The organism is Allofournierella sp. CML151, from assembly GCF_027853465.1.
Taxonomy (GTDB): Bacteria; Bacillota; Clostridia; order Oscillospirales; family Ruminococcaceae; genus Allofournierella.
The window spans coordinates 13,115-33,618 of record NZ_JAPNNW010000019.1; the positions used below are offsets into that span (position 1 = coordinate 13,115).

General features: G+C 56.0%; 21 protein-coding genes and 1 tRNA gene. 10 read left to right on the forward strand and 12 right to left on the reverse strand.

Going from position 1 to position 20,504, the window contains the following annotated elements:
* Positions 1–88: 88 nt before the first annotated feature.
* A tRNA-Leu gene (locus tag PH256_RS12250) sits at positions 89–175 on the forward strand.
* 209 nt (positions 176–384) lie between these two features.
* Here the strand turns inward: PH256_RS12250 and PH256_RS12255 are convergent.
* From PH256_RS12255 to PH256_RS12295, 9 genes are all read right to left on the reverse strand, one after another.
* Entirely contained in the window at positions 385–576 is a 192-nt protein-coding gene (locus tag PH256_RS12255) for a hypothetical protein (RefSeq protein ID WP_177754547.1), read from the reverse strand.
* A 23-nt stretch (positions 577–599) separates the two neighbouring features.
* Positions 600–1,457 carry an ATP-binding protein gene (locus PH256_RS12260; RefSeq protein ID WP_270914414.1) on the reverse strand — a complete coding sequence of 286 codons (858 nt, stop codon included), beginning with the start codon at positions 1,455–1,457 and terminating at the stop codon, positions 600–602.
* Positions 1,454–2,128, reverse strand: coding sequence for a replication initiator protein A (locus PH256_RS12265; RefSeq protein WP_270914415.1), 675 nt, complete (start codon positions 2,126–2,128; stop codon positions 1,454–1,456). Before PH256_RS12265 ends, PH256_RS12260 begins: the two co-directional genes overlap by 4 nt.
* Before the next feature lie 69 nt (positions 2,129–2,197).
* A complete protein-coding gene (locus PH256_RS12270) occupies positions 2,198–2,365 on the reverse strand; it encodes a hypothetical protein (RefSeq protein WP_270914446.1) in 168 nt (55 codons plus the stop codon).
* Positions 2,366–2,389: 24 nt separating this feature from the next.
* Positions 2,390–2,719: a plasmid mobilization protein gene (locus PH256_RS12275; RefSeq protein WP_270914416.1), complete on the reverse strand. Its 330-nt coding sequence runs from the start codon at positions 2,717–2,719 to the stop codon at positions 2,390–2,392.
* Between the two features lie 934 nt (positions 2,720–3,653).
* Complete coding sequence (locus tag PH256_RS12280) at positions 3,654–4,787, reverse strand: toxic anion resistance protein (RefSeq protein ID WP_270914417.1); 1,134 nt, start codon at positions 4,785–4,787, stop codon at positions 3,654–3,656.
* Between the two features lie 20 nt (positions 4,788–4,807).
* The gene (locus tag PH256_RS12285) at positions 4,808–5,863 is read right to left on the reverse strand and encodes a hypothetical protein (RefSeq protein WP_270914418.1); all 1,056 of its coding nucleotides are present in this window, start codon (positions 5,861–5,863) and stop codon (positions 4,808–4,810) included.
* Positions 5,860–6,468: a 5-bromo-4-chloroindolyl phosphate hydrolysis family protein gene (locus PH256_RS12290; RefSeq protein ID WP_177754553.1), complete on the reverse strand. Its 609-nt coding sequence runs from the start codon at positions 6,466–6,468 to the stop codon at positions 5,860–5,862. The genes PH256_RS12285 and PH256_RS12290 overlap by 4 nt, the downstream gene beginning before the upstream one ends.
* Positions 6,468–8,030: a vWA domain-containing protein gene (locus PH256_RS12295; protein ID WP_270914419.1), complete on the reverse strand. Its 1,563-nt coding sequence runs from the start codon at positions 8,028–8,030 to the stop codon at positions 6,468–6,470. Before PH256_RS12295 ends, PH256_RS12290 begins: the two co-directional genes overlap by 1 nt.
* 484 nt (positions 8,031–8,514) lie before the next feature.
* On the opposite strand from PH256_RS12295, the gene PH256_RS12300 reads away from it, so the two are divergent.
* Entirely contained in the window at positions 8,515–8,862 is a 348-nt protein-coding gene (locus PH256_RS12300; protein ID WP_177754555.1) for a helix-turn-helix domain-containing protein, read from the forward strand.
* On the forward strand, positions 8,859–10,589 hold the full coding sequence (locus PH256_RS12305; protein ID WP_270914420.1) for a recombinase family protein: 1,731 nt from the start codon (positions 8,859–8,861) through the stop codon (positions 10,587–10,589). The genes PH256_RS12300 and PH256_RS12305 overlap by 4 nt, the downstream gene beginning before the upstream one ends.
* Here PH256_RS12305 and PH256_RS12310 read toward each other — a convergent pair.
* Positions 10,517–10,855, reverse strand: coding sequence for a hypothetical protein (locus PH256_RS12310; RefSeq protein ID WP_270914421.1), 339 nt, complete (start codon positions 10,853–10,855; stop codon positions 10,517–10,519). The two genes, PH256_RS12305 and PH256_RS12310, sit on opposite strands and share 73 nt — an antisense overlap.
* Positions 10,856–11,232: 377 nt before the next feature.
* Here PH256_RS12310 and mscL point away from each other — a divergent pair, with 377 nt between their 5' ends.
* The 7 genes from mscL to PH256_RS12345 all read left to right on the forward strand — a co-directional run bounded on the left by mscL (position 11,233) and on the right by PH256_RS12345 (position 16,704).
* Positions 11,233–11,661 (forward strand): large-conductance mechanosensitive channel protein MscL, encoded by a 429-nt coding sequence (gene mscL, locus PH256_RS12315; protein WP_087184587.1) that lies wholly within the window; start codon positions 11,233–11,235, stop codon positions 11,659–11,661.
* 16 nt (positions 11,662–11,677) lie between these two features.
* Positions 11,678–11,839, forward strand: coding sequence for a hypothetical protein (locus PH256_RS12320; RefSeq protein WP_270914422.1), 162 nt, complete (start codon positions 11,678–11,680; stop codon positions 11,837–11,839).
* Complete coding sequence (selD, locus tag PH256_RS12325; RefSeq protein WP_270914423.1) at positions 11,836–12,864, forward strand: selenide, water dikinase SelD; 1,029 nt, start codon at positions 11,836–11,838, stop codon at positions 12,862–12,864. Before PH256_RS12320 ends, selD begins: the two co-directional genes overlap by 4 nt.
* 45 nt (positions 12,865–12,909) lie before the next feature.
* A complete protein-coding gene (yedF, locus tag PH256_RS12330) occupies positions 12,910–13,536 on the forward strand; it encodes a sulfurtransferase-like selenium metabolism protein YedF (protein ID WP_270914424.1) in 627 nt (208 codons plus the stop codon).
* Positions 13,533–14,666 carry an aminotransferase class V-fold PLP-dependent enzyme gene (locus tag PH256_RS12335; protein WP_270914425.1) on the forward strand — a complete coding sequence of 378 codons (1,134 nt, stop codon included), beginning with the start codon at positions 13,533–13,535 and terminating at the stop codon, positions 14,664–14,666. The genes yedF and PH256_RS12335 overlap by 4 nt, the downstream gene beginning before the upstream one ends.
* The gene (locus PH256_RS12340; RefSeq protein WP_270914427.1) at positions 14,663–14,899 is read left to right on the forward strand and encodes a DUF3343 domain-containing protein; all 237 of its coding nucleotides are present in this window, start codon (positions 14,663–14,665) and stop codon (positions 14,897–14,899) included. The genes PH256_RS12335 and PH256_RS12340 overlap by 4 nt, the downstream gene beginning before the upstream one ends.
* A 200-nt stretch (positions 14,900–15,099) precedes the next feature.
* A complete protein-coding gene (locus PH256_RS12345) occupies positions 15,100–16,704 on the forward strand; it encodes an ABC-F family ATP-binding cassette domain-containing protein (RefSeq protein ID WP_270914428.1) in 1,605 nt (534 codons plus the stop codon).
* Positions 16,705–16,810: 106 nt separating this feature from the next.
* Here the strand turns inward: PH256_RS12345 and PH256_RS12350 are convergent, their stop codons facing one another.
* Positions 16,811–18,556: a [FeFe] hydrogenase, group A gene (locus PH256_RS12350; RefSeq protein ID WP_270914429.1), complete on the reverse strand. Its 1,746-nt coding sequence runs from the start codon at positions 18,554–18,556 to the stop codon at positions 16,811–16,813.
* Positions 18,550–20,382 carry an NAD(P)-binding protein gene (locus PH256_RS12355; RefSeq protein WP_270914430.1) on the reverse strand — a complete coding sequence of 611 codons (1,833 nt, stop codon included), beginning with the start codon at positions 20,380–20,382 and terminating at the stop codon, positions 18,550–18,552. The genes PH256_RS12350 and PH256_RS12355 overlap by 7 nt, the downstream gene beginning before the upstream one ends.
* Positions 20,383–20,504 lie beyond the last annotated feature (122 nt).

Below are 20,504 nucleotides of genomic sequence, written 5' to 3' on the forward strand. Positions count from 1 at the left end.
AAATTTGAAAAAAGGGGTTGCATTTTGTAGAATGCGTGATATAATAAAACACGTCGCTGAGGTACAGCACTGAGGCGAAAGAGAATATGCGGATGTGGCGGAATTGGCAGACGCGCTAGATTCAGGTTCTAGTGGTAGCGATATCGTGGGGGTTCAAGTCCCTTCATCCGCACCAAACCAATATAATCCGAACCAGTTCTTCCCTGTGGGGGACGGGTTCGGATTATTTGTTTATTTCGAGAGATATGAAAATACATATTTCCCAAACGGCGTTATAAAGCGCCCTGAATCCAAACCGCGAGGATCGCGAAAGAAAAAGGCAGACAAGTAAAAAACAGGCAAGGCAATCCCCAAATCGGCGGATTGACTTGCCTGTTTCTATATTTAGTCAGCGGCTTGTGCTGCAATTTCTTTATCTGGCTTTTCTGCCTGTTGCGCTTTCCATTCTGCAAATTCCCGCTGCCCTTCCTCACTCTCATAGAAGGCAAGAATATCGGGGAAAATGCACCGCGCTATGATCTCAATTTCCCGTTGTGGAATTGAGGTGTTGTTTATCAATTTCTTCTTTCTGGCCAACAAACGACTCCTCTCTCATATGTTCAGGTGCCCTGATTCAGTATTTTCGCCGCCCGCTTCACATTTTCCGCGGCATTGCCCTTTCGGAAATTCTCACCGTTAAACTGGATGGGAACGCAGGCCTCCAAAACCCTGTCATAGATGCGGCGCTCATCCAGATCGGCAGCTTTCTGCATCACAGAGAGTGGGATGTTGGTGGTGACGATCATCGGTTTGCCAGTCAACAAACGCTTATTGACCACATCAAGCACGCGCTCCTTGCCGAAGCTGGTGTTACGCTCCGCGCCCAGGTCATCCAAAATCAGCAGCTCCGGGCGCATCAGCGTTTTCAGGTAGGCATCCCGATCCGCGCCGAAGTTGCCCTGCATCCGGTTCACCACATCGGACAGCCCGACAAACAGGACGGAAACCATTTTCTCTATCAGGGCGTTGGCGATGCAGCCTGCTGCATAGGATTTTCCGGTGCCCACATTGCCGAACAGAAGCAGCCCGGTTCCATCTTGGCGGAAAGCATCCCAGTTTTCGGAATATCTTCTCGCTTTCACGAGCTGTGGAGTCATCACTTTGGCGTTTTCAAACCGCCATCCGGCGGCGGGAATGTCCCGGAACGCCTCGGAGCGGAGCACGGCAATCCGATTTAGCCGTTCCAGCTCCCGCTGCTCTGCTTCACGCCGTGCCCGTTCCTCAGCCGCGCATTTACAGGCAATCGGATGCTTGTTCAGCCCGTTTTTGCGGTACTGTTCGGGGAAATAGGCTTCTTTGGGCGTGTGGCACTTGCCGCAGTATTTCAGCCCGTCATCCGGGTTGATGTAATCATCCGGGGCGGTGTTTAGGGTCTCTGCTGCCTCAACGATTGCAGCCATAATCGGGTTCACATTCACAGATATTCTCCTTCCTCATAGGTCTCTGTATAGTCGTAATTTTTACCGGGCTTCGGTTTGCTGTCCTCGTCCAGCCACTTGCGGATTGTAGCGTAATGGTTGGTATAGTGCTTTCCGCTGGATGCCATATAGGCCGACAGTCGGTTGATGTAGTCCTCATACTGGTCGGGATATGTCGATTGCAGTTCAGCCAATTCCCTGTCCAAAAGAAAAATATTTTGATACTGCCCAAAAAAGCGGCGGGCGTTCTCCCTCCTGTTATTCTGACTGGAATCTGTTTTTTTCTTCTCTTTCTTACTTATGGGCAAATTTTGCCCCATACAAGGGGAAGATTCCAGCCCATCCATTGGGCAGATATTGCCCTCTAGACAGGAAGAACGCTGCACCTCATCGGGTAGTAGCAGGAAAATACGGTTTGCCCTGTTCCACCCCTGTCGGATGCGGGTGATGAGGCCCGCGTTTTCCAGCTCGGCCAACGCGGCCTTGACCGTCCGCTCGCTCCGGTTCAGGTCATTCGCCATCTGCCGGATTGTATAGATCACATAGACATCCCCATCCTCCGACACCCAGCCGGATTTCTGGGAGAGCTGTGTGCGCCCCAGCAGCAGGGCATAGAGCAGTTTGGCATTGATCGAGTATTCTCCCCGAAGGATAAACCGGGGTAACGGCACGAAAGGCGGCAGCGGGGTATCGGTTTTGTAGTAGATGGTGCATCACTTCCTTTCTCCGGCGCAGGACAATTAGGGCGGGCGGTTGGAGCGTTTGGAGTGGTAATGCGGACAGACGATCACCATGGCTCGGAAGCTCTGTTTGCAGTCGTGAACGCACCTGCGGCACAAGGCGTTATAGGCGATGCGTCCACGGTCATTCAGGAAGAACGCCCATTCTTCTTTTCGTTTTTTACTCATACGCGGCATAGCGGCCTCCTGTGGTTATAATTCCTTTCGCTGGGTCTCTTTGAGCAGCGACCAAATCTCGGCTTGTCGTTCTTTCAGTTCCGCAACATCCTCAGCATAGAAATGCCCGGTGCTGTTGATGCGGCGGCAAATCTGATTGATATTTGACGCGGCACGGCTGACTGCGGCTGCAAGCTTTTTCTGCTGGGTGTAGTCCACTTTGATGATGTAGCCGTCGATTGCCATTTTTCTGAGATACGCACCCATGTTCTTGGTACCGAGCTGCGCCATCTTGCTTTGGATGAGACTCCGCTCCTGTTCAGTAACGCAGAACTCGATGCGGATCGGTCTTGTGCGTTCAGCCATTGGATATTCGCCTCCTCAAACTACAACGGACAATTTTTTGCGGATTGGGGGGGGACACCCGAAAAAATATTCCCTCTCATATTTCAACGGACAGTTTCGAGCAAAAACTTGGTACCTGCTCAGAAAAATTTCCTTTCACTTTACAACGGACATTCTTTTCGCAGATTAGCGGGTAAGGCGGGAATAAAATTTCCAAGCCGGAAAGTGCCTCCCAATTTACAACGGACACTTTTTAGGCTAAACGCAGGTATGGCAGCAAAATATTTTTGAACCGAATTCCCCTTCTACTTTACAACGGACATTTTCTCCGAGAAAAACAGGGGTCTGCCTGAAAAAGTGAAAATAAAAATGCTCCCGGCTTTGGAAAAAGCGGAAGCATCATGTTCTGCGGATATGAGATTTCAGAGAACAGCAAGCACAGCCGCTGTCCGTACACAGCGGCGAAATGAGCGTTCCGGCCTGTCGGCCAGTCTGCTCATTTGTTCTTGTTGGGAGCACCCAAACCCCTATAAAAACGCCACTTTGTTGTTGTAGAAAGGAACTGAAAAGTATTACCGCTTCAAGTTTGAAGAAATCCGCTTTTCCGATGAGAAAATGGTGACTTTGGTGGAAAAGATCGGATGTCATAATTTAACAAGAAATCGTGCTCGTAGGATGAAAGGATAAGTCGTTTTTAGAAAAGCGCTCAAGAAGTGCTCGTTCACAAGTTCTAAAAATAAACCATACGCAACCGGATTGACAGCAAAAGAGGCCTGGAGTTGTACTCCAGGCCTCTTTTGCTGTGCATACGGATAAGAGCTATCATACCTCTGCTTTTACATTCAGTCTTAAAAGCGGAGCCTGACGAAAACGCCAATATTTGCCAGGAAGAGCATAGATGCCGACCAGGATTAAATACAGTTTTTTGGGAAGTCTAGGACCCCTCATTTTTTCTTCACTGTATCGCGGTCAATAGGGCTTCTTTCAGCTTCTGTTCGATACTGAGGAGTTCTGTTTCGGCATTCTGGCGGGCGGCGCGGCCCTCCTGCTGGATCTTGATGGTTTCCTCAATGGTGGAAATCAGATCCGCGTTGACCTTTTTCAGCGTTTGCAGATCCACAATGCCGCGCTCAGATTCTCTTGCCACTTCCGTGCTGTTCTGCCTGAGCAGTTCTGCGTTTTTGGTGAGCAGGGTATTGGTGGCGTCGGAGACGCTTCTCTGCATTTTCAGCACGCTCTCCTGCCGGTGAAGCCCCAGGGCAATGACAATCTGGCTCTTCCACAGCGGAATGGTGCTGAGGATCGCCGTCTGGATTTTATCCACCAGCATTTTGTCGTTGTTCTGGATGAGGCGGATCTGCGGCGCTGTCTGGATAGCGACGGTCTTGCTCAGCTTTAGGTCGTGGATCTTTTTTTCAAAGCGATTTACCGTGTCCTCGAAATCCCGCACCACCTGGGCGCTCATGGCGTCGCCCTTAGCCGCCGCTTCGGCGCGCAGCTGCGGCAGGGTGGTTTCCTGCAATTCCTGTAGCTTTTCTTCGCCTGCGGCGATGTAAATTTGCAGCTCCCGGAAGTATTCCAGGTTTTTTTCATACAGCCCGTCGAACATGGTGATGTCCTTGAGCATCTGCATCCGGGCCTGGTCCAGCTGCTGTTCGATGCGGTCGATCTGCACCTCCAGCTTTTCATACCGCTGCATAAACTTTTTAACGGCCCGGGAGGCGTTTTTCAGGAATGGGATCTTATCCCAAAAGCCCTCGTCCAGCCCGTCCACATCCACCTCTTTGACCTTCAGCACCAGATCCGACATCAGCTCCCCCACATAGCCGCTGTCCTTACTGCGCACCTGTGTGAGGATATTGTCAGAAAAGCTGGAAATGTTCTGCTGCGCCCCGACGCCGTACTGAAGCGCAGCCTGAGAATCCATCAGGTCGATGCTGTTTTTGACCTCCTCCACCCGTGCTTTCTGCTCCGGACTCAATTCTTCCACCTGAGCGCGCACCGCTTCCACGCTTGCAGGCTTCTGCACTTGCAAGGCGGTATGTCCTTTACTCTGCATCAAAGCATCCAGTGTGATAGAATCTGCCATCTTTTATCTGCTCCTTCCCACTATGAAAGCGCTTTAATGATCCTGTCCATGGTATTGGCATCCGGCATGGGCGCTACCTGCGTCAATTCCTCGGCAATACCGGACACCCCGAAATGGGCTGCATCCGTGGGGGTATCGTATACGCCGGTACGGAACCCGTGCTTTTCCCAGGCCAGCCGCTGGATGTCCTCATCCAGCAGGGCATCGATCCCCGTCGTACCGGCCTCATTCAGGGCGATATACACATGGGAGGACCAGACGGTGGGCGTCGGGTACATCATCACAATGTCCCCCTTGATCTGCTCCCAAGTATCCGGGTTTTCCGCGGCGAATTCCAGCAACTGGTTTTCATAGCCGGCGATCAGAGGCTTGGCGCCCATACCGGTCTTCAGAAACTGATCGAACAAATCCGAGGAGGAGCTTTCCATATACCCCAGCTTCTGAAAAATGTTTTGCAGCCGGGGCAGGATCTCCGCCAGATTGCTTTCGTCCGCCACGCCGCCGCAGAGGGTATTGGCCAAAAGCCCGGCGAACATATTGCCGGAATTGGATTTGGTCGGGTCGGTGGTGCCCACGGAAACACTGCCGTAAAGCTGGGGAAGGCCGATTTCCTCCCAGGTTGTGCCGGCTTCTATGGTCTCGGTCAATTTTTCCATGTCCACCGTGTATACGCCGTTTGTAACGACAGCAAGCCCGCTGTCGACCAAGGCCTGCGCCACGGCGCTGCGGGTATACAGGACGATGGGTGTATTGAGGATGATCTCGCTTTTCACCGGGTCTCCATGAACCTGCTTATACAGTTCCAGAGCCGTCTGATTGGAGGGGAATAGGAAATCCCGCCCCTTGGCGTCGTCGGTGACCATATCGATGGAACCTGCCTTGGCGTAGTCGATGACCAGCCGATACCTGTCCCGCAGGATATCCTGTACCTCCTCGTCTTCCAGCAGGCCGATTTTTTCGCCGCCCACATAACCGTTGATTTCAGTAACGGTTTGGCTATTACTGATGAATACATAGGCAGCGGCGGCTATGATGACAGCTGCCAGGATGCCCAGCCCAATGAGCTTGGTTTTCATTTTCCGCCCTCCATTTTCAAGGTGCTTTTCAGGAGTTCGATATCTGCCTCGATATCCAGCAGCTCGCCCTGCATCAGATGGGCAAACTGCTTTTCAAAGGCGGAGTTCAGCACCGGCAGGGCCTCCGCCGTCTTTTGCAGAATATCGGCGACCTCCCCCGAATGAAGCTCCGTCTCCTGGAAATCCACATATCTTGTCAGCAATTTGGCGGCCGTATCCAGATAATAGGTAAAGAAGCGGCGCGCCAGCTTAATTTTGTCTGGATTTTCCTCCAGATAGGTTAGGATCCGGGCCCCGGTAGCATATAGAGCCTGCGCATCCTGCCGCACAGAGGAAGTTTTGATCTCTTTTACTGCTTTATCAATGTCTGCCAGGTCCGCCTGGGCATCGTCCAAAAGTTGCCGGATCTCTTCACCGCCAGGCATAGATTCCACATCAATTCCCGCGATTTTCCGGCTGGGCTTGAGCAGGAAAAACAGTCCGAAATAGATGCCGACACACAGCAGGATGCAGACAATCAGATTCCAATGGAAAAATAGGAACAGTAGCAGGAAGACGATTGCAGCAGCAAAGGAGGAAACGAGCATTCGCGAAGTCTCTTTCATCAGTTATACCCCTTTACGCTGCGGAACGCCTCCGTCAGATTCTCCCGGCCGTCGAACACCCGGGCATTGGTATACCGCGCCAGCTCCTCCAGTTGGGTTTCGTCAGCGTCTCCAAACATGATGGAGAAGACCGGGACCTCAGTTCCAAGCCCGGCGTAAGCCGCCTCAAAATCGGACAGGGACCCGCTGGACTGCCCGTCGGTGAGCAGGATGATCGCCGGCGTATACTGCGACAGATCATATTCTCCCAGCAGCTCAATCCCCCGCACGGCGGCCGCGTACATATCGGTACCGCCGCCTACTTCCTGGTTTTCCACTTTGTCATAAAGCGCTTCCAGCTCGCTGCCGTTGCCTGTGGCCGTATAAGTGTCGATCACGCCCCCGTTAAAGGGAATAAGGATATTCACCTCGTTTTCTGATGCCTGCAAGAAGTTTTTCCGGGCGTTCTCCTGGATGAGCAGCTGCTCCATGGCCTGAACCAGCTGTTCATTTCCCTCGCCGCTCATGCTGCCGGAGTAGTCCAGGCAGTACACGGTAAGGGAAGGCTTGCGGAAATCGGTTTGGTATAGATTTAGGCATTCAAACAGAACATCGGCAGCTGGCATTTTGATGGGGGAGAGCACCCGGTCGGGCTGCAGGCCCCAGTCGGCCCGGAATACATCCTTGTTTTTCTCCGAAACCCCGGTGTAGCCAGAACGGCGGCCGGTGCGCTGGATCTCGTCCTGCACATCCTCCGACAGCAGGTATTCCTGCAATTTTAAAAACAGTTCCTCCTGGCCATCGTCCCCTTTGTCCACATAGCCCAGGGGCGAATCCGCCAGCGAAAGACCGTCATAGGGGTACACTACATACAGCGGCTCCTCGCCACGCTCTTCCAGTTCCCGGTTGGCCTGGATGACCAGGCACTCGTAGTTCACCATAGCGTCATAATCGCCCTGCAAGAACATGTCCTTCAGCCAGTCCGAGCTGCCGGAGGAGCGGTCCACGCCGGAGAGAAGCTCCTGCATTTGCGCCCTCAGTTCGTCACTCTGCAGATCCTCCGATGTGATGACTTCCGGGTTGCCCAGGAGCGCGTACAAAAATCCGATATACGCGCTGGCGCCGGAATTGGACTGAGTGGCGCTGGTCATGCAGAAGCGGAGTTTTCCGTTCCTGATCGCCTCAAGAAGGTCGTTTACCGACACCTCCCGCCCCACAAATCCCAGCTCCTCCGCCAGGCTTTTGCGGATACCGAACACCACCGGCGAAATGGAGATAGATTCCGCGTGCTTGATCCGGTGTTCCGTATCCCCCACCGTCAGCCACAGGCTGCTGGCCGGCCACACGGCGTCATAGGGGATGTCTTCCTCTCCCAGTAGACGCATGATATCCAGCGAGCCCATATAGGTCATCTCAATGCGCACATGCTCCCTGTCGGAAAACTCCTCCAAGATCGGTTCCAGTTCGGAATTTTCCGATCCGGAAACAATACGCAGCACCGAGCTACCACCACCCAAAACCGTGTCGGCTTCACCTCCGTCCGTGCTTCCTACATTGCAGCCGCTGAACATTGTCAGTATCACGAAAATAGACAGCAGACAACCAATAAAGCTCCTTTTCATTTTCATAGTGAGACCCCTTCCTTTGCCAACATTCGTATATTGCAAAGTAAATATTTTTTACAATTACAACAACCCATTATATTTTACAATGCGTCGTGTAAAATCTGCTACCTCAGCAAGGTAAAAGATATGTATATTTGGAGCAGTATGTGGATGGAGGGCATAGAATAAAACAAAGATGCTGAACTTGACGACACCGCAAAAAATAGACGATATCGCAAACAACAAGGCTGAGAAGCATCTTTTCCTAACAGAATGAAAAACGCCAGATACAGCGGCAGAAATGCCTCAAAATTGACCCGAAATCACACACAAAAGCGCTGATATATGCCACACCCCCTTTGGCAGAGAGCAATTCTCGATTTCTCTTAAAGATTCGTAATAGGTATTGCAATTATCTCTGATTTGTATTATACTATATTCAAGATGAATTGGAGGTGCTTTGGTGAATACAGTTGGTGAGCGTTTGAAAACCCTGCGCGAAGGGATGGGACTTTCGCAAAAGAAGATGGCTGAGCTGCTGGATGTGACCCAGCCGAGCATCAACCGGTATGAACACGGGAAAGCGGTTCCTATTGAGGTCCTAATCGGGTATGCGGACTATTTTGATGTCTCGATGGACTATATCACCTGCCGCTGTGATGAGCCACAGGGCAAGCTGTATCAGGCACGACCGCCGATCTCCGACAATCCGGAATTGGGGAAGTTTATCGAGATGTGCTTTGACCCACATTCTCCGATGAACGGGCGGTTGAAAGAGGCCCTGTTCCGCATGATGGAGGGTAAACAATGAAAGCTGTGATTTACGCCCGATATTCTTCCGATAATCAGAGAGAAGCAAGTATTGAAGGACAAATCCGGGAGTGTACCGCCTTTGCCGAAAAGAACGGGATCACAGTCCTGCGGCACTATATCGACCGAGCTATTTCCGCTAAGACGGATAACCGGTCTGAATTTCAGAATATGATTAAAGACAGCAATAAAAAGCTGTTTGATATGATCATTGTCTGGAAACTTGACCGGTTTGCCCGGAACCGCTACGACAGCACCCGGTATAAAGCGCAGCTCAAGAAAAATGGTGTGAAAGTGGTTTCCGCTACGGAGGTCATTTCAGACGGCGCGGAGGGGATCATTCTGGAATCCATGCTGGAAGGTTTTGCCGAGTACTATTCGGTTGACCTCTCCGAAAAAGTCGTGCGCGGCATGACCGACAATGCTCTGAAATGTATGTTTAACGGCGGGACGCTGCCGATGGGGTATGTGATTGACGCGGAACAGCATTTCCAGATCGACCCGGTCACGGCACCGTATATTCTGGACGCTTTCAAACAGTATGACGAAGGCGCGACTATGACGCAGATTCGGGACTGGCTCAACGAGCAGGGCATGAAAAATACCCGTGGAAATCCCCTGACCTACAACAGCGTACAGCACCTATTGAAAAACCGCCGCTACATTGGCGAATATCAGTACAGGGATATTCTCATTCCTGATGGCATACCTGCTATCGTACCGAAAGACCTTTTTGACCAGGTACAGGCCAAAATGGAGAAAAACAAGAAAGCCCCGGCTCGTCACAAGGCTGAGGACGATTATCTGCTGACAACCAAATTGTTCTGCGGGTACTGTGGAGCCTATCTCTGTGGCGAAAGCGGCACCAGCCGCACCGGAGTTGTCCACCACTATTACAAGTGCGTTTCGGTAAAAAAGAAGCGCAAGGAATGCCACAAAAAGCCGGTTAAGAAGGGTTGGATTGAGGATTTGGTTGTCTCCGAGACCATGAAGATGATCATGGATGACGATGCAATCGAAGCTATCGTTTCGATGCTCATGGAGCTGCAGGAACAGGACAACACCAATATTCCCCTGTACGAACGACAGTTACAGGAAACGAATACCAAGATTCGCAACTTGATAAATGCGATCCAACAGGGTGTTTTGACCAAATCCACGAAAGAGAGCCTTGAAGAATTGGAGGCGGCAAAAGAAGAATTGGAAACCCGTCTTGCCAATGAGCAGTTGTCCAAACCTCCCAAGATCAGCGCCGAATTTATAACCTTCTGGCTCCACCGTTTCCGCAAGTTGGATGTCACCAAGCAGAGCCACCGGAAAATGCTGATAGACACCTTTATCAATGCGATTTATCTTTACGATGATAAAATGCTGATCACCTTTAACTACAAGGATGGAACGAAGAAAATCACTTTCAGCGAGATACAGGAAGCCTCTAAAAGGGATGCTTCTGGTTCGGATTTGGAATGCTCACCGGCACCAAAAATCCCGAATGCGAAAGCGTTCGGGATTTTTCTTTTTTCACTATTCACAAACTTTTGCCGCCCGCTCGGGATTTTGGAAAGTGAATCGAACTCCCCTTTCAACTCAATAACACAAAAGCCCGGCTCAATGAGCTGGGCTTTTTCATGTTTTCCCCTGTTCTTATATAAGATTCAACCGAACTCCGCCAGCTTCCACACCATCACCGATGCCGCACCGGACCGGTTGGCCACGTCGCTGTTGTAGTTCAGCTGAAAGACAGTCGCCTCCCCCGCCTGCACCAGCAGAAAATCGGTACCGCCCGCGGTGACCATCGGACTGGCAGTTCTGGCATACAGCCCGTAGGCAAGCTGCGGGCTGCCATTCTGCGACGGGGTCACCTGCAGATAGCCTGCCTTTTCCAGCACGGCGGACAGATGATACCACACCGCATACCGCCCCGGCTCCAGCCGGATTGCGGTTTCATCCGCCAGCCGGATCTGGCCGGTCTCGTCTTCCGTACCCGTAACCAACGGAACCGGCTTCCCGTTTTCAAACCGCCGCTCAAAGGCAAAGAAGGAGGCGGCGGCAAGCACGCTGTTTTCCCCTTTCGGGCCGGGTTCCCCCTGCGGCCCCCGGCAGCAGCAGCCCGGATGGGGGCGCGGACACCGCTGTTCCCTTTCCCGGCTGCTGCGCTGTGGTTGATTGCATCGCATTACATTATTCCCCCATTGCTCTGATCTGGATGCTCCAGCCTATGCAGCCACCAGACGGATGGTGCAAACCAACGCAAATGAACACATATTCTGCCTGTTCATCCCCTTTTCCCTCCTTTACAAATATGATATGATAAGTCTGCCCGGCCCAGCCGCCGGGCAGTTACAGAATCAATCCTCAAAGGAGAATCCTTATGAAACAGTTTTTGAAAGAATTCAAGGAATTCGCCATGCGTGGCAATGTGATCGACATGGCCGTCGGCGTTGTGGTTGGCGGCGCATTCAGCAAGATCGTGACCAGCCTGGTGAACGATGTGGTAATGCCCCTGATCAGCCTGGCCACCGGGCAGGTGAACTTCACCGTTCTTTCCTACGTGTTCCGTGCAGGCGGTAACGAGGTGGTGCTGGCCTACGGCAACTTCATCCAGACGGTGGTGGAGTTCATCATTCTGGCCTTCTGCGTGTTCTGCGCGGTGAAGCTGATGACTAAGCTGCGGATCGAGAAAAAGAAGGAGGATGCCAAGACTCCTGCCGCACCTCCCGCTCCCACCAGTGAACAGCTGCTGACCGAGATCCGCGACCTGCTGCGGGCTCAGGCGGAACAGAACGCCTCCAAGAACTGACATATCAGCCCCGATTTTGGAATTTTCCAAAACCGGGGCATTTTTTGTTTCTTCTGCGGGAATTTGCCCCTGGTCGGGGCTTTACTTTTGGTCGGTTTCGCTTTATTCTTATAATAACAAAGCAAGAAACGGCCCTGCCGCGGCGGGGCCGATTTTTCAGGGAGCGTTATTGTTATGAATGAACAACCGATCGTATTCTGTAAAGGCGGCGGCTGTACCGCCAAGCTGGGCCCCGGTGCGCTGGCCCATGTGCTGGAAAAGCTGCCCCCTTTCACCGACCCCAACCTGCTGGTGGGCTTCGACCACTCGGACGATGCCGCTGTTTACAAGCTCACCGACGACATCGCCATGGTGCAGACGCTGGACTTCTTCCCGCCCATGGTGGAGGACCCCTACATCTTCGGCCAGATTGCCGCAGCCAATGCCCTCAGCGACATCTATGCCATGGGCGGCACGGTAAAAACCGCGCTGAACATCGTATGCTTTCCCGAAAAGATGGATCTGAACATTCTGGGCCGTATTTTACAGGGCGGCGCAGAGAAGGTGCGGGAGGCCGGCGGTATCCTGGCGGGCGGCCATTCCATCGCGGACAGTGATGTGAAATACGGTCTGTCTGTCACCGGCATCATCCACCCGGACAAGGTGCTGGAAAACAACGCCTGCCAGCCCGGCGACGCGCTGATTCTCACCAAACCTCTGGGCGTGGGCATTGTGTGCACTGCCAGCCGGGTGGGGCAGGCCAGCGAGGAGGCCATGGCGGCAGCCATCGCCAGCATGACCACCCTGAACAAATACGCCTCTGAGGCACTGGCGCCCTTCGAGCCTCACGCCTGCACCGACGTGACCGGCTTCGGCCTGCTGGGCCATCTGAACGAGATGCTGGCCGGGCGCTGCGGCGCACAGCTGCACTGGAAGGCGCTGCCCCACATTCCTCAGGCTTTGGAATACGCGGATGAGTTCCTGCTCACCGCAGCCGCCCAGCGCAACCGGAACCATCTGGAAGGCAAGGTGGCGTTTGAAGCCACTCCCTTCGCATTGGAGGAACTGCTCTTTGATCCCCAGACCTCCGGCGGACTGCTGGTCAGCGTTCCCGCAGAGCAGGCCGAGGAAGCCCTGGCCGCTGTGCTGGCGCTGGGCCTTGGCTGTGGCATCATCGGCCATGTGACCGATGAACATCCCGGCGTGATTCGCGTCACGGAATGACCCCCTCTTTCCTTTTCACTCTTCACAGAAATCGAGGTTTTAAACATGCAATATCAGGTAAACGCCATGGGCAAGCCTTGCCCCATCCCCGTTGTGGAAACCAAAAAGGTCCTGGCCCAGATGACCGCGGGCGACACCGTGACCGTGTCGGTGGATAACGCCATCGCGGTGCAGAATCTTCTGAAGATGGCCGGTCAGAAAAAGCTGGCGGCCGAAAGCCACACTCTGGCATCCGATCATTATGAGGTGGTGCTGGCCCTCACCGAAGAGAGCCTGTCCGCCGTGCAGACTCCCGCAGAAGAAGAGGCCCCCGCCTGCATCCCGGACGCCCGTGCCAAGGGCACCGTGGTGGTACTGTCCAGCGATGAAATGGGCAGCGGTGACCCGGTTCTGGGCAAGGCTCTGATGAAGGCCTTCGTCTACGCCCTCACCGAGCAGGACGTTCTGCCGGACACCATTCTGCTGTACAACGGCGGGGCAAAGCTTTCTGTTGAGGGTGCGCCTACGCTGGCGGATCTGAAGCTGCTGGAAAGCCAGGGCGTGGAGATCATGACCTGCGGCACCTGCCTGAACCACTACGGCCTTACCGAGCAGCTGGCGGTGGGCAGCGTGACCAACATGTACGCCATTGCGGAGAAGCTGATGGGCGCGGCCCGGGTGGTCCGGCCGTGATCTATCTGGACAACGCCGCCACCAGTCTGCACCGGCCCGACTGCGTGGTGCAGGCGGTGGCCGAAGCCATGAACGGAATGGGCAACTGTGGCCGAGGCGCGCATGCGGCCAGCCTGGCTGCCGGACGCACCATTCACGAGGCCCGCAGCCGCACCGACCGGCTGTTCCACGGCTACGGTGCCCAGCAGGTGGCCTTCACTGCCAATTCCACCGCGGCACTGAACATTACTATTTCCAGCCTGCTGGCAGAGGGCGGGCACGCCATTGCCACCGCACTGGACCACAACAGCGTGTTGCGCCCGCTCTACCGCAGCGGTGCGGACCTGACCATTCTGCCTGCGGATGAAAAGGGCCGTCTCTCGCTGGATGGGTTGGAGACCGCCTTCCGGCCGGACACCAAACTGGTGGTCTGCACCCACGCCTCCAACGTGACCGGCGATCTGGTGGATATTGGCCGCATCGGTGCGGCCTGTGCTGCCCATGGAGTGCCCTTCGTTCTGGACGCATCCCAGACCGCTGGCTGCTTTGCCATCGACATGCAGGCCATGGGCATTGATGTGCTCTGCTTCACCGGCCACAAAGGCCTGCTGGGCCCCCAGGGCACCGGCGGGCTGTGCGTTTCGCCCCGGTTGCGGCTCTCCCCTCTTTGCGTGGGCGGCAGCGGCGTGCACAGCTTTGACCGTCAGCATCCCGCCCAGATGCCCACCGCACTGGAGGCAGGCACCCTGAACGGTCACGGCATCGCCGGGCTGGCGGCAGCGCTGGAATGGCTGGAGGAGACCGGCCTTGATACCATTCGCCGCCGGGAGCAGGCGCTGGCAGGCCGGTTTTATCAGGGCGTAAAGGATCTGCCCGGGGTGAAATGCTATGGCGACTTTTCCACTGCTGAGCGCTCCCCCATCGTGGCACTGAACCTGGGCGACTGGGATTCCTCGCTGGTGAGCGACGAGCTGGCCCAGCGGTTCGGCATCCTGACCCGCCCGGGTGCCCACTGTGCACCGCTGATCCATGAAGCCCTGGGCACGGTGGCCCAAGGCGCGGTGCGGTTCAGCTTCGGCTATTTCAACACGAAAGAAGAGGTGGACGCGGCCATCCGCGCTGTGGACACCCTGTGCAGGGAGGAAGCATGAGACCCAGAAGCTTACAGCTTGTGATTGCCTTTGATACCACCGCAGCGGCCCTCGCCTTTGAGGCGGCCGCCCCTGCGGCGGGGCTGGCCGGACGATTGATTCCGGTGCCCACTGCCATCACGGCGGGCTGCGGCCTTGCCTGGCGGGATGACCCCGCCAGCCGAGACGCCGCAAGTGCCCTGCTGGCCCGGGAGGGCATTGCAGGGGCCAGCCTGTATGAGCTGGTCATCTAACGATTCAACATTGCATATTCACACGCAGCGCTCATGCAACGGCACTGCGTTTTTTTATCCCTCTGTGCAACTCTTTCGGAATTAGGGCTTCTTTTTTTGCTTGTTTTCATGTATAATAAATTGGTCTATGTCGACTTTTCAAAATTTGTTTCGAGCATACTGTTCTATTATAAAAACAACGAAGGATAAGCGAGGTTATTATGCTTTCTGTAAATGACGTAAGCCTGCAGTTCCAGGGCAACTATCTGTACAAGAATGTGAACCTGAATTTTGTGCCGGGCAACTGCTACGGCATCATTGGTGCCAACGGTGCCGGCAAGTCCACCCTGCTGAAGATCATCTCCGGCGTGATCGAGCCCACCAGCGGCAGCGTGTCCATCGGACCGGATGACCGGATGAGCGTGCTGGAGCAGGACCACTACAAGTACGACGAGTTCTCGGTGATGGAGACCGTCATCATGGGCAACCGCCGCCTGTACGACATCATGAAGGAAAAGGACGAGCTGTATGCCAAGGAGGATTTCTCCGAGGCGGACGGCGAGCGCGCCGGTGAGCTGGAGGCGGAATTCGCCGAGATGGGCGGCTGGGATGCCGAGACCGAGGTCAACCAGCTGCTGAGTGGTCTGGGCCTGCCCACCGACCTGCACTACGCCCAGATGGACGCGCTGGACGGCCGCCAGAAGGTGAAGGTGTTGCTGGCACAGGCCCTGTTCGGCCAGCCCTCTATCATCCTGCTGGACGAGCCCACCAACGGCCTGGACATTGAGTCCATCGACTGGCTGGAAGAGTTTCTGATGGATTACTACGGCACCATCATCGTGGTCAGCCACGACCGCCACTTCCTGAACGCCGTGTGCACCCACACCGTGGACATCGACTACAATAAGGTGCAGATGTACGCGGGCAACTACGACTTCTGGTACGAGTCCAGCCAGCTGATGCAGCAGCTGATCCGCAACCAGAACAAGAAGAAGGAAGAGAAGATCAAGGAGCTGCAGTCCTTCATTCAGCGCTTCTCCGCCAACAAGTCCAAGTCCAAGCAGGCCACCAGCCGCAAAAAGATTCTGGACTCCATCCAGCTGGAGGAGATGCCCGCTTCCTCCCGCCGTTATCCCTTCGTGGGCTTTGACCCGGAGCGTGAGGCCGGCAAGGATATTCTGTTCGTGCAGGGTCTGACCAAGACCGTGGACGGCGTGAAGGTGCTGGACAACGTGACCTTCACCATGAACAAGAACGACAAGATCGCCCTGGTGGGTGACAACGAGGTGGGCATGACCACCCTGTTCAAGATCCTGATGGGCGAGATGGAGCCGGATTCCGGCAGCTTCAAGTGGGGCGTTTCCACCAGCCAGAGCTACTTCCCCCAGGATAACTCCGCCTTCTTCGACGGCTTCGAGGGCAACCTGATCGAGTGGCTGCGCCAGTACAGCCCGGACCCCACCGAGACCTTCCTTCGCGGCTTCCTGGGCCGAATGCTCTTCTCCGGCGACGAGGTCTACAAGCCCGCGTCGGTGCTGAGCGGCGGTGAGAAGGTGCGCTGCATGCTCTCCCGCATGATGATGTCCCACTCCAACGTTCTGGTTCTGGACCAGCCCACCAACCACCTGGATCTGGAAAGCATCCAGGCGCTGTCCAACGGTCTGGCCTCCTTCAAGGGCAACCTGCTCTTCTCCTCTCATGACCATCAGTTTATCGACGAGATCGCCAACCGGATCATCGAGATTCCTCTGGGGCAGGAGGGCTGCCTGGACCGCACCGGCAGCTTTGAGGAATTCCTGGCCTGGAAGAAGGAACGGGGCCTGTAAGCCAGGTTCCCTTCCCTTTCTCATTCTATAAAACGCAGAAAAAGCAGCACCCGCCTCCGGATCTTCCGGGGGCGGGTGCTGCTTTTATTGGAGGTTGGAATGGCTGTTAACGTTGTCTGCGAGGCATAGTCCAGGCATTGTGGTCGGTATGGAGCAGCTGATGAGCGCGATGGCTCATGGGCTCGCCCAGATACTCGGCATACAACCGCTGCACGTCCGGATTCTCGTGAGAGAAGCGCAGCGCGGCGCTGCTGTCCAGTGCATAGAGGTTCTTGCCGCGTTCAAAGGCAAGCTCCTCGCCGTCGTGGATGGGCTGACCGCCGCCGCCCACACAGCCGCCGGGGCAGGCCATGACCTCCACAAAGTCGTAGGACACTTCGCCCTTTTCGATCTGCTCCAGCAGTTTGCGGGTATTGCCCAGGCCACTTACCACAGCGGTGCGCACCACGGCGTCGCCCAGATGGAACTCGGCAGTGGTCACGCCGGTGCCCTGGCCCTGGCTGCGCACCTGCTTGAAGGCATCCGCAGGCGGGTTCTCGCCCATCACCACATAGTAGGCGGTACGCAGGGCGGCTTCCATTACGCCGCCGGTGGCGCCGAAGATCACGCCCGCACCGCTGCCCGCCTGCATCAGAGCATCGCAGGGGCGGTCCACCAGGGTGTCCGGCCGGATGTGGGCCGAGCGCATCATGCGCACCAGCTCACGGGTGGTAAGCACTGCGTCCACATCGTGGCCCGCGTACTCGCCATCGAACAGTTCCATGTTCCGTTCACCCTTCTTGGCCACACAGGGCATGATGGACAGGGTGTAGATGTCCTCGGGGGAGCGGCCGATGGCCTGTGCAAAGTAGGATTTCATCACCGCACCGAACATCTGCTGAGGGCTCTTCGCGGTGGACAGCTGCGGTACCAGGTGGGGATACTGGGACTTGATGAACCGAATCCAGCCCGGGCAGCAGGAGGTGAACATGGGCTTTTCCTTGGTTTCGCCGCGGGTGAAGCGGCCCAGGAACTCGGTGCCCTCTTCCATGATGGTCAGGTCGGCGGAGAAGGTGGTGTCGAACACATAGTCCACACCCATCCGCTTGAGGCTGTCCATGATCTTGCCCACGGTGGCCTCGTCCCGGGAAAGGCCCAGCTGCTCGCCCCAGGCCGCGCGAACGGCGGGAGCAACCTGGGCCACCACGACCTTCTTCGGGTCGGCAATGGCCTGCCAGACCTGCTCCGTGTCGTCGCGCTCATGCAGCGCGCCCACCGGGCAGTGGGTGATGCACTGGCCGCACAGCGAGCAATCCGCCTCGCCGATGGTGCGGTGACCGGTGACGTTGATGGTGGAACGGGAGCCGGTGCCTTCCAGATCCCAGATGTTCAGGCTCTGGACCTTATCGCAGATCTGCACGCAGCGCATGCACTTGATGCACTTGGCGGAATCCCGGATCAGGGGGAAATTCTGGTCCCAGGGCTGACGCTCCAGCCGCTCCTCAAAGGGCAGCTCGTGGATGTTCAGATCGCTGGCAATGTTCTGCAGCGCGCAGTTGCCGTTGCGGAAACAGGTGGCGCACTTGCAGTCGTGCTGGGAAAGGATCAGCTGCACGGTGTTACGCCGGTCGCGGCGAACCTTGGGGCTATTGGTGTAGATGACCATGCCCTCTTCCACCACGTTATTGCAGGCGGTGATCAGCCGCTCCTTGCCTTCCAGCTCCACCACACACACGCGGCAGGCAGCGATCTCGTTGATTTCTTTCAAAAAGCACAGCTTGGGGATTGCAATATTATTCTGCGCGGCCGCCTCCATGATGGTCGTGCCCTTGGGCGCGCGGATGGCCAGCCCGTCAATTGTCAGGTTTACCATACCTTTTCTCTTCCTCCTTTGAACAGGCCGAAGCCGAAGTGATCGCACCGCAGGCAACGCCCGGCCTCCTGGCAGGCTTCCTTATCGGTCATGCAATTTTCCACGCCCTCGAAGTCATGAACACGCTCGCAGGCCTGGCGCTCGGTGAGTTCCACACGGCCGCAGGGGCTCTTGTCGGCCAGATCGGGCTCGGGAATCTCCACGTCACAGGTGATCTTGTGGTTATAACCCAGGTATTCGTCGATGTTGGCTGCCACAACCTTGGCCGCCGCAATGGCCTTGATTACGGTGGCGGGACCGGTGGCGCAGTCGCCGCCGGCGAACACGCCGGGAATATCGGAGAAGCCGCCGGAGGTCTCGGTGAGGATCTTGCCTCGCTCCACCGGCAGACCGGCTTCCTGGAAGTGCTTGGTTTCGATGCTCTGACCTACCGCCACAATGAGGGTGGTACAGGGAATGAACTGCTCCTCTTCCCCGCTGGCCTTCACGCTGGCGCGGCCGTCGCGGATGGCACTGATCATCTGGGGGGTGGTCCACAGGCCCTTCACATGGCCATTTTCATCGGTTTCGATGCGGGAGGGAGCCTGCAGAGTGCGGATTTCCACACCTTCCGCCATGGCGCCCTCGATCTCGGCAGGCAGGGCGGTCATATCCGCCACACGGCGGCGGTAGACAATGCTCACCTTCTTTGAGCCCAGACGCACGGCAGTGCGAACCGCGTCCATGGACACGTTGCCGCCGCCCACTACAGCCACTTCCTGGCCGTTCAGATCCATGGGCTCGCCCTGGCCCACAGTGCGCAGGAACTCCACAGCAGAGACCACGCCGGGGGCGTCCTCATGCTCCATGCCCAGCTTCTTATCGGTGCTGGCGCCGATGCTCACCAGCACGGCGTCGTAGGTTTTGCGCAGCTCCTCAATGGTGATGTCCCGGCCGATACGCTTGCCCATCTCCACCTTTACGCCGGTTTCCAGAATGGCCTGGATGTCGTCGTCCAGACGGTCCTTGGGCAGGCGGTAGTTGGGAATACCGTAGCGCAGCATGCCGCCCAGCTGGGGCAGCATCTCAAACACGGTCACCTGATGGCCCATCAGCTGCAGGTAGTAGGCAGCGGACAGACCGCCGGGGCCGCCGCCCACCACGGCGACGGTCTTGCCGGTGGAGGGTGCATTCTTCGGCGGAGGCACATGGCCCGCCCGGTCAGCCGCGACTCTCTTCAGGCCGCGGATGTTAATGGCGTCGTCCACCATGTTGCGGCGACATCGGGCTTCGCAGGGGTGCTCGCAGATGAAGCCGCAGGTAGTGGGGAACGGGTTATCCTTACGGATCAGGCGGATTGCATCCGCATGACGGCCCTCGCGGACCAGGGCAATGTAGCCGGGGATGTCCACATGGGCCGGGCACAGGGTGACACAGGGCACCGGCTGGCTGTAAGTACAGGTACAACGGCCCACCCGAATGTGCTGCTCGTAGTCATCGCGGCAGCCGATCAGGCTCTGGTAAACCATGCGGGCTGCCTCGTGGCCGATGGCACAGTCGGCGGATTCCATAATGGAAAGGGCCGTGTTCTCCATCAGGGTCAGGGTCTCCATGGTGGCCTTGCCGTTCAGCACATCTGTAATCAGGTGCTTGAGCTGCAAAAGGCCGATGCGGCAGGGTGCACACTTACCGCAGGTTTGCGCGTGGCACAGCTCCAGGAACGCGCGGGTGAGGTCCACCGGGCAAAGGCCCGGGGGGCTGGCCTCAATGCGGCGTTCCAATTCCTTGTACAACTGTTCGATCACCAATTGCGACCTGCTAGGGGTCGGCATTTCCAATCTGCTCATACCATCCTCCGCAAAAGTAATACTTTTATTTTCTGGTTTGATTTTACCACAGCAAAGTACACCGGGCAATAAATGATAATTTTAAAACAAGTTTTTGAAAACTTTTCGTGCAAAGCGAACAA

Excerpts from the sequence above, each read along its gene's own strand:
- PH256_RS12285 (WP_270914418.1), bottom strand. The coding sequence starts at position 5,863 with ATGAAAACCAAGCTCATTGGGCTGGGCATCCTGGCAGCTGTCATCATA.
- yedF (WP_270914424.1), top strand. The coding sequence starts at position 12,910 with ATGCAATATCAGGTAAACGCCATGGGCAAGCCTTGCCCCATCCCCGTT.
- PH256_RS12340 (WP_270914427.1), top strand. The coding sequence starts at position 14,663 with ATGAGACCCAGAAGCTTACAGCTTGTGATTGCCTTTGATACCACCGCA.
- PH256_RS12280 (WP_270914417.1), bottom strand. The coding sequence starts at position 4,787 with ATGGCAGATTCTATCACACTGGATGCTTTGATGCAGAGTAAAGGACAT.
- PH256_RS12345 (WP_270914428.1), top strand. The coding sequence starts at position 15,100 with ATGCTTTCTGTAAATGACGTAAGCCTGCAGTTCCAGGGCAACTATCTG.
- PH256_RS12350 (WP_270914429.1), bottom strand. The coding sequence starts at position 18,556 with ATGGTAAACCTGACAATTGACGGGCTGGCCATCCGCGCGCCCAAGGGC.
- PH256_RS12290 (WP_177754553.1), bottom strand. The coding sequence starts at position 6,468 with ATGAAAGAGACTTCGCGAATGCTCGTTTCCTCCTTTGCTGCTGCAATC.
- PH256_RS12275 (WP_270914416.1), bottom strand. The coding sequence starts at position 2,719 with ATGGCTGAACGCACAAGACCGATCCGCATCGAGTTCTGCGTTACTGAA.
- selD (WP_270914423.1), top strand. The coding sequence starts at position 11,836 with ATGAATGAACAACCGATCGTATTCTGTAAAGGCGGCGGCTGTACCGCC.
- PH256_RS12355 (WP_270914430.1), bottom strand. The coding sequence starts at position 20,382 with ATGAGCAGATTGGAAATGCCGACCCCTAGCAGGTCGCAATTGGTGATC.
- PH256_RS12270 (WP_270914446.1), bottom strand. The coding sequence starts at position 2,365 with ATGAGTAAAAAACGAAAAGAAGAATGGGCGTTCTTCCTGAATGACCGT.
- PH256_RS12305 (WP_270914420.1), top strand. The coding sequence starts at position 8,859 with ATGAAAGCTGTGATTTACGCCCGATATTCTTCCGATAATCAGAGAGAA.
- mscL (WP_087184587.1), top strand. The coding sequence starts at position 11,233 with ATGAAACAGTTTTTGAAAGAATTCAAGGAATTCGCCATGCGTGGCAAT.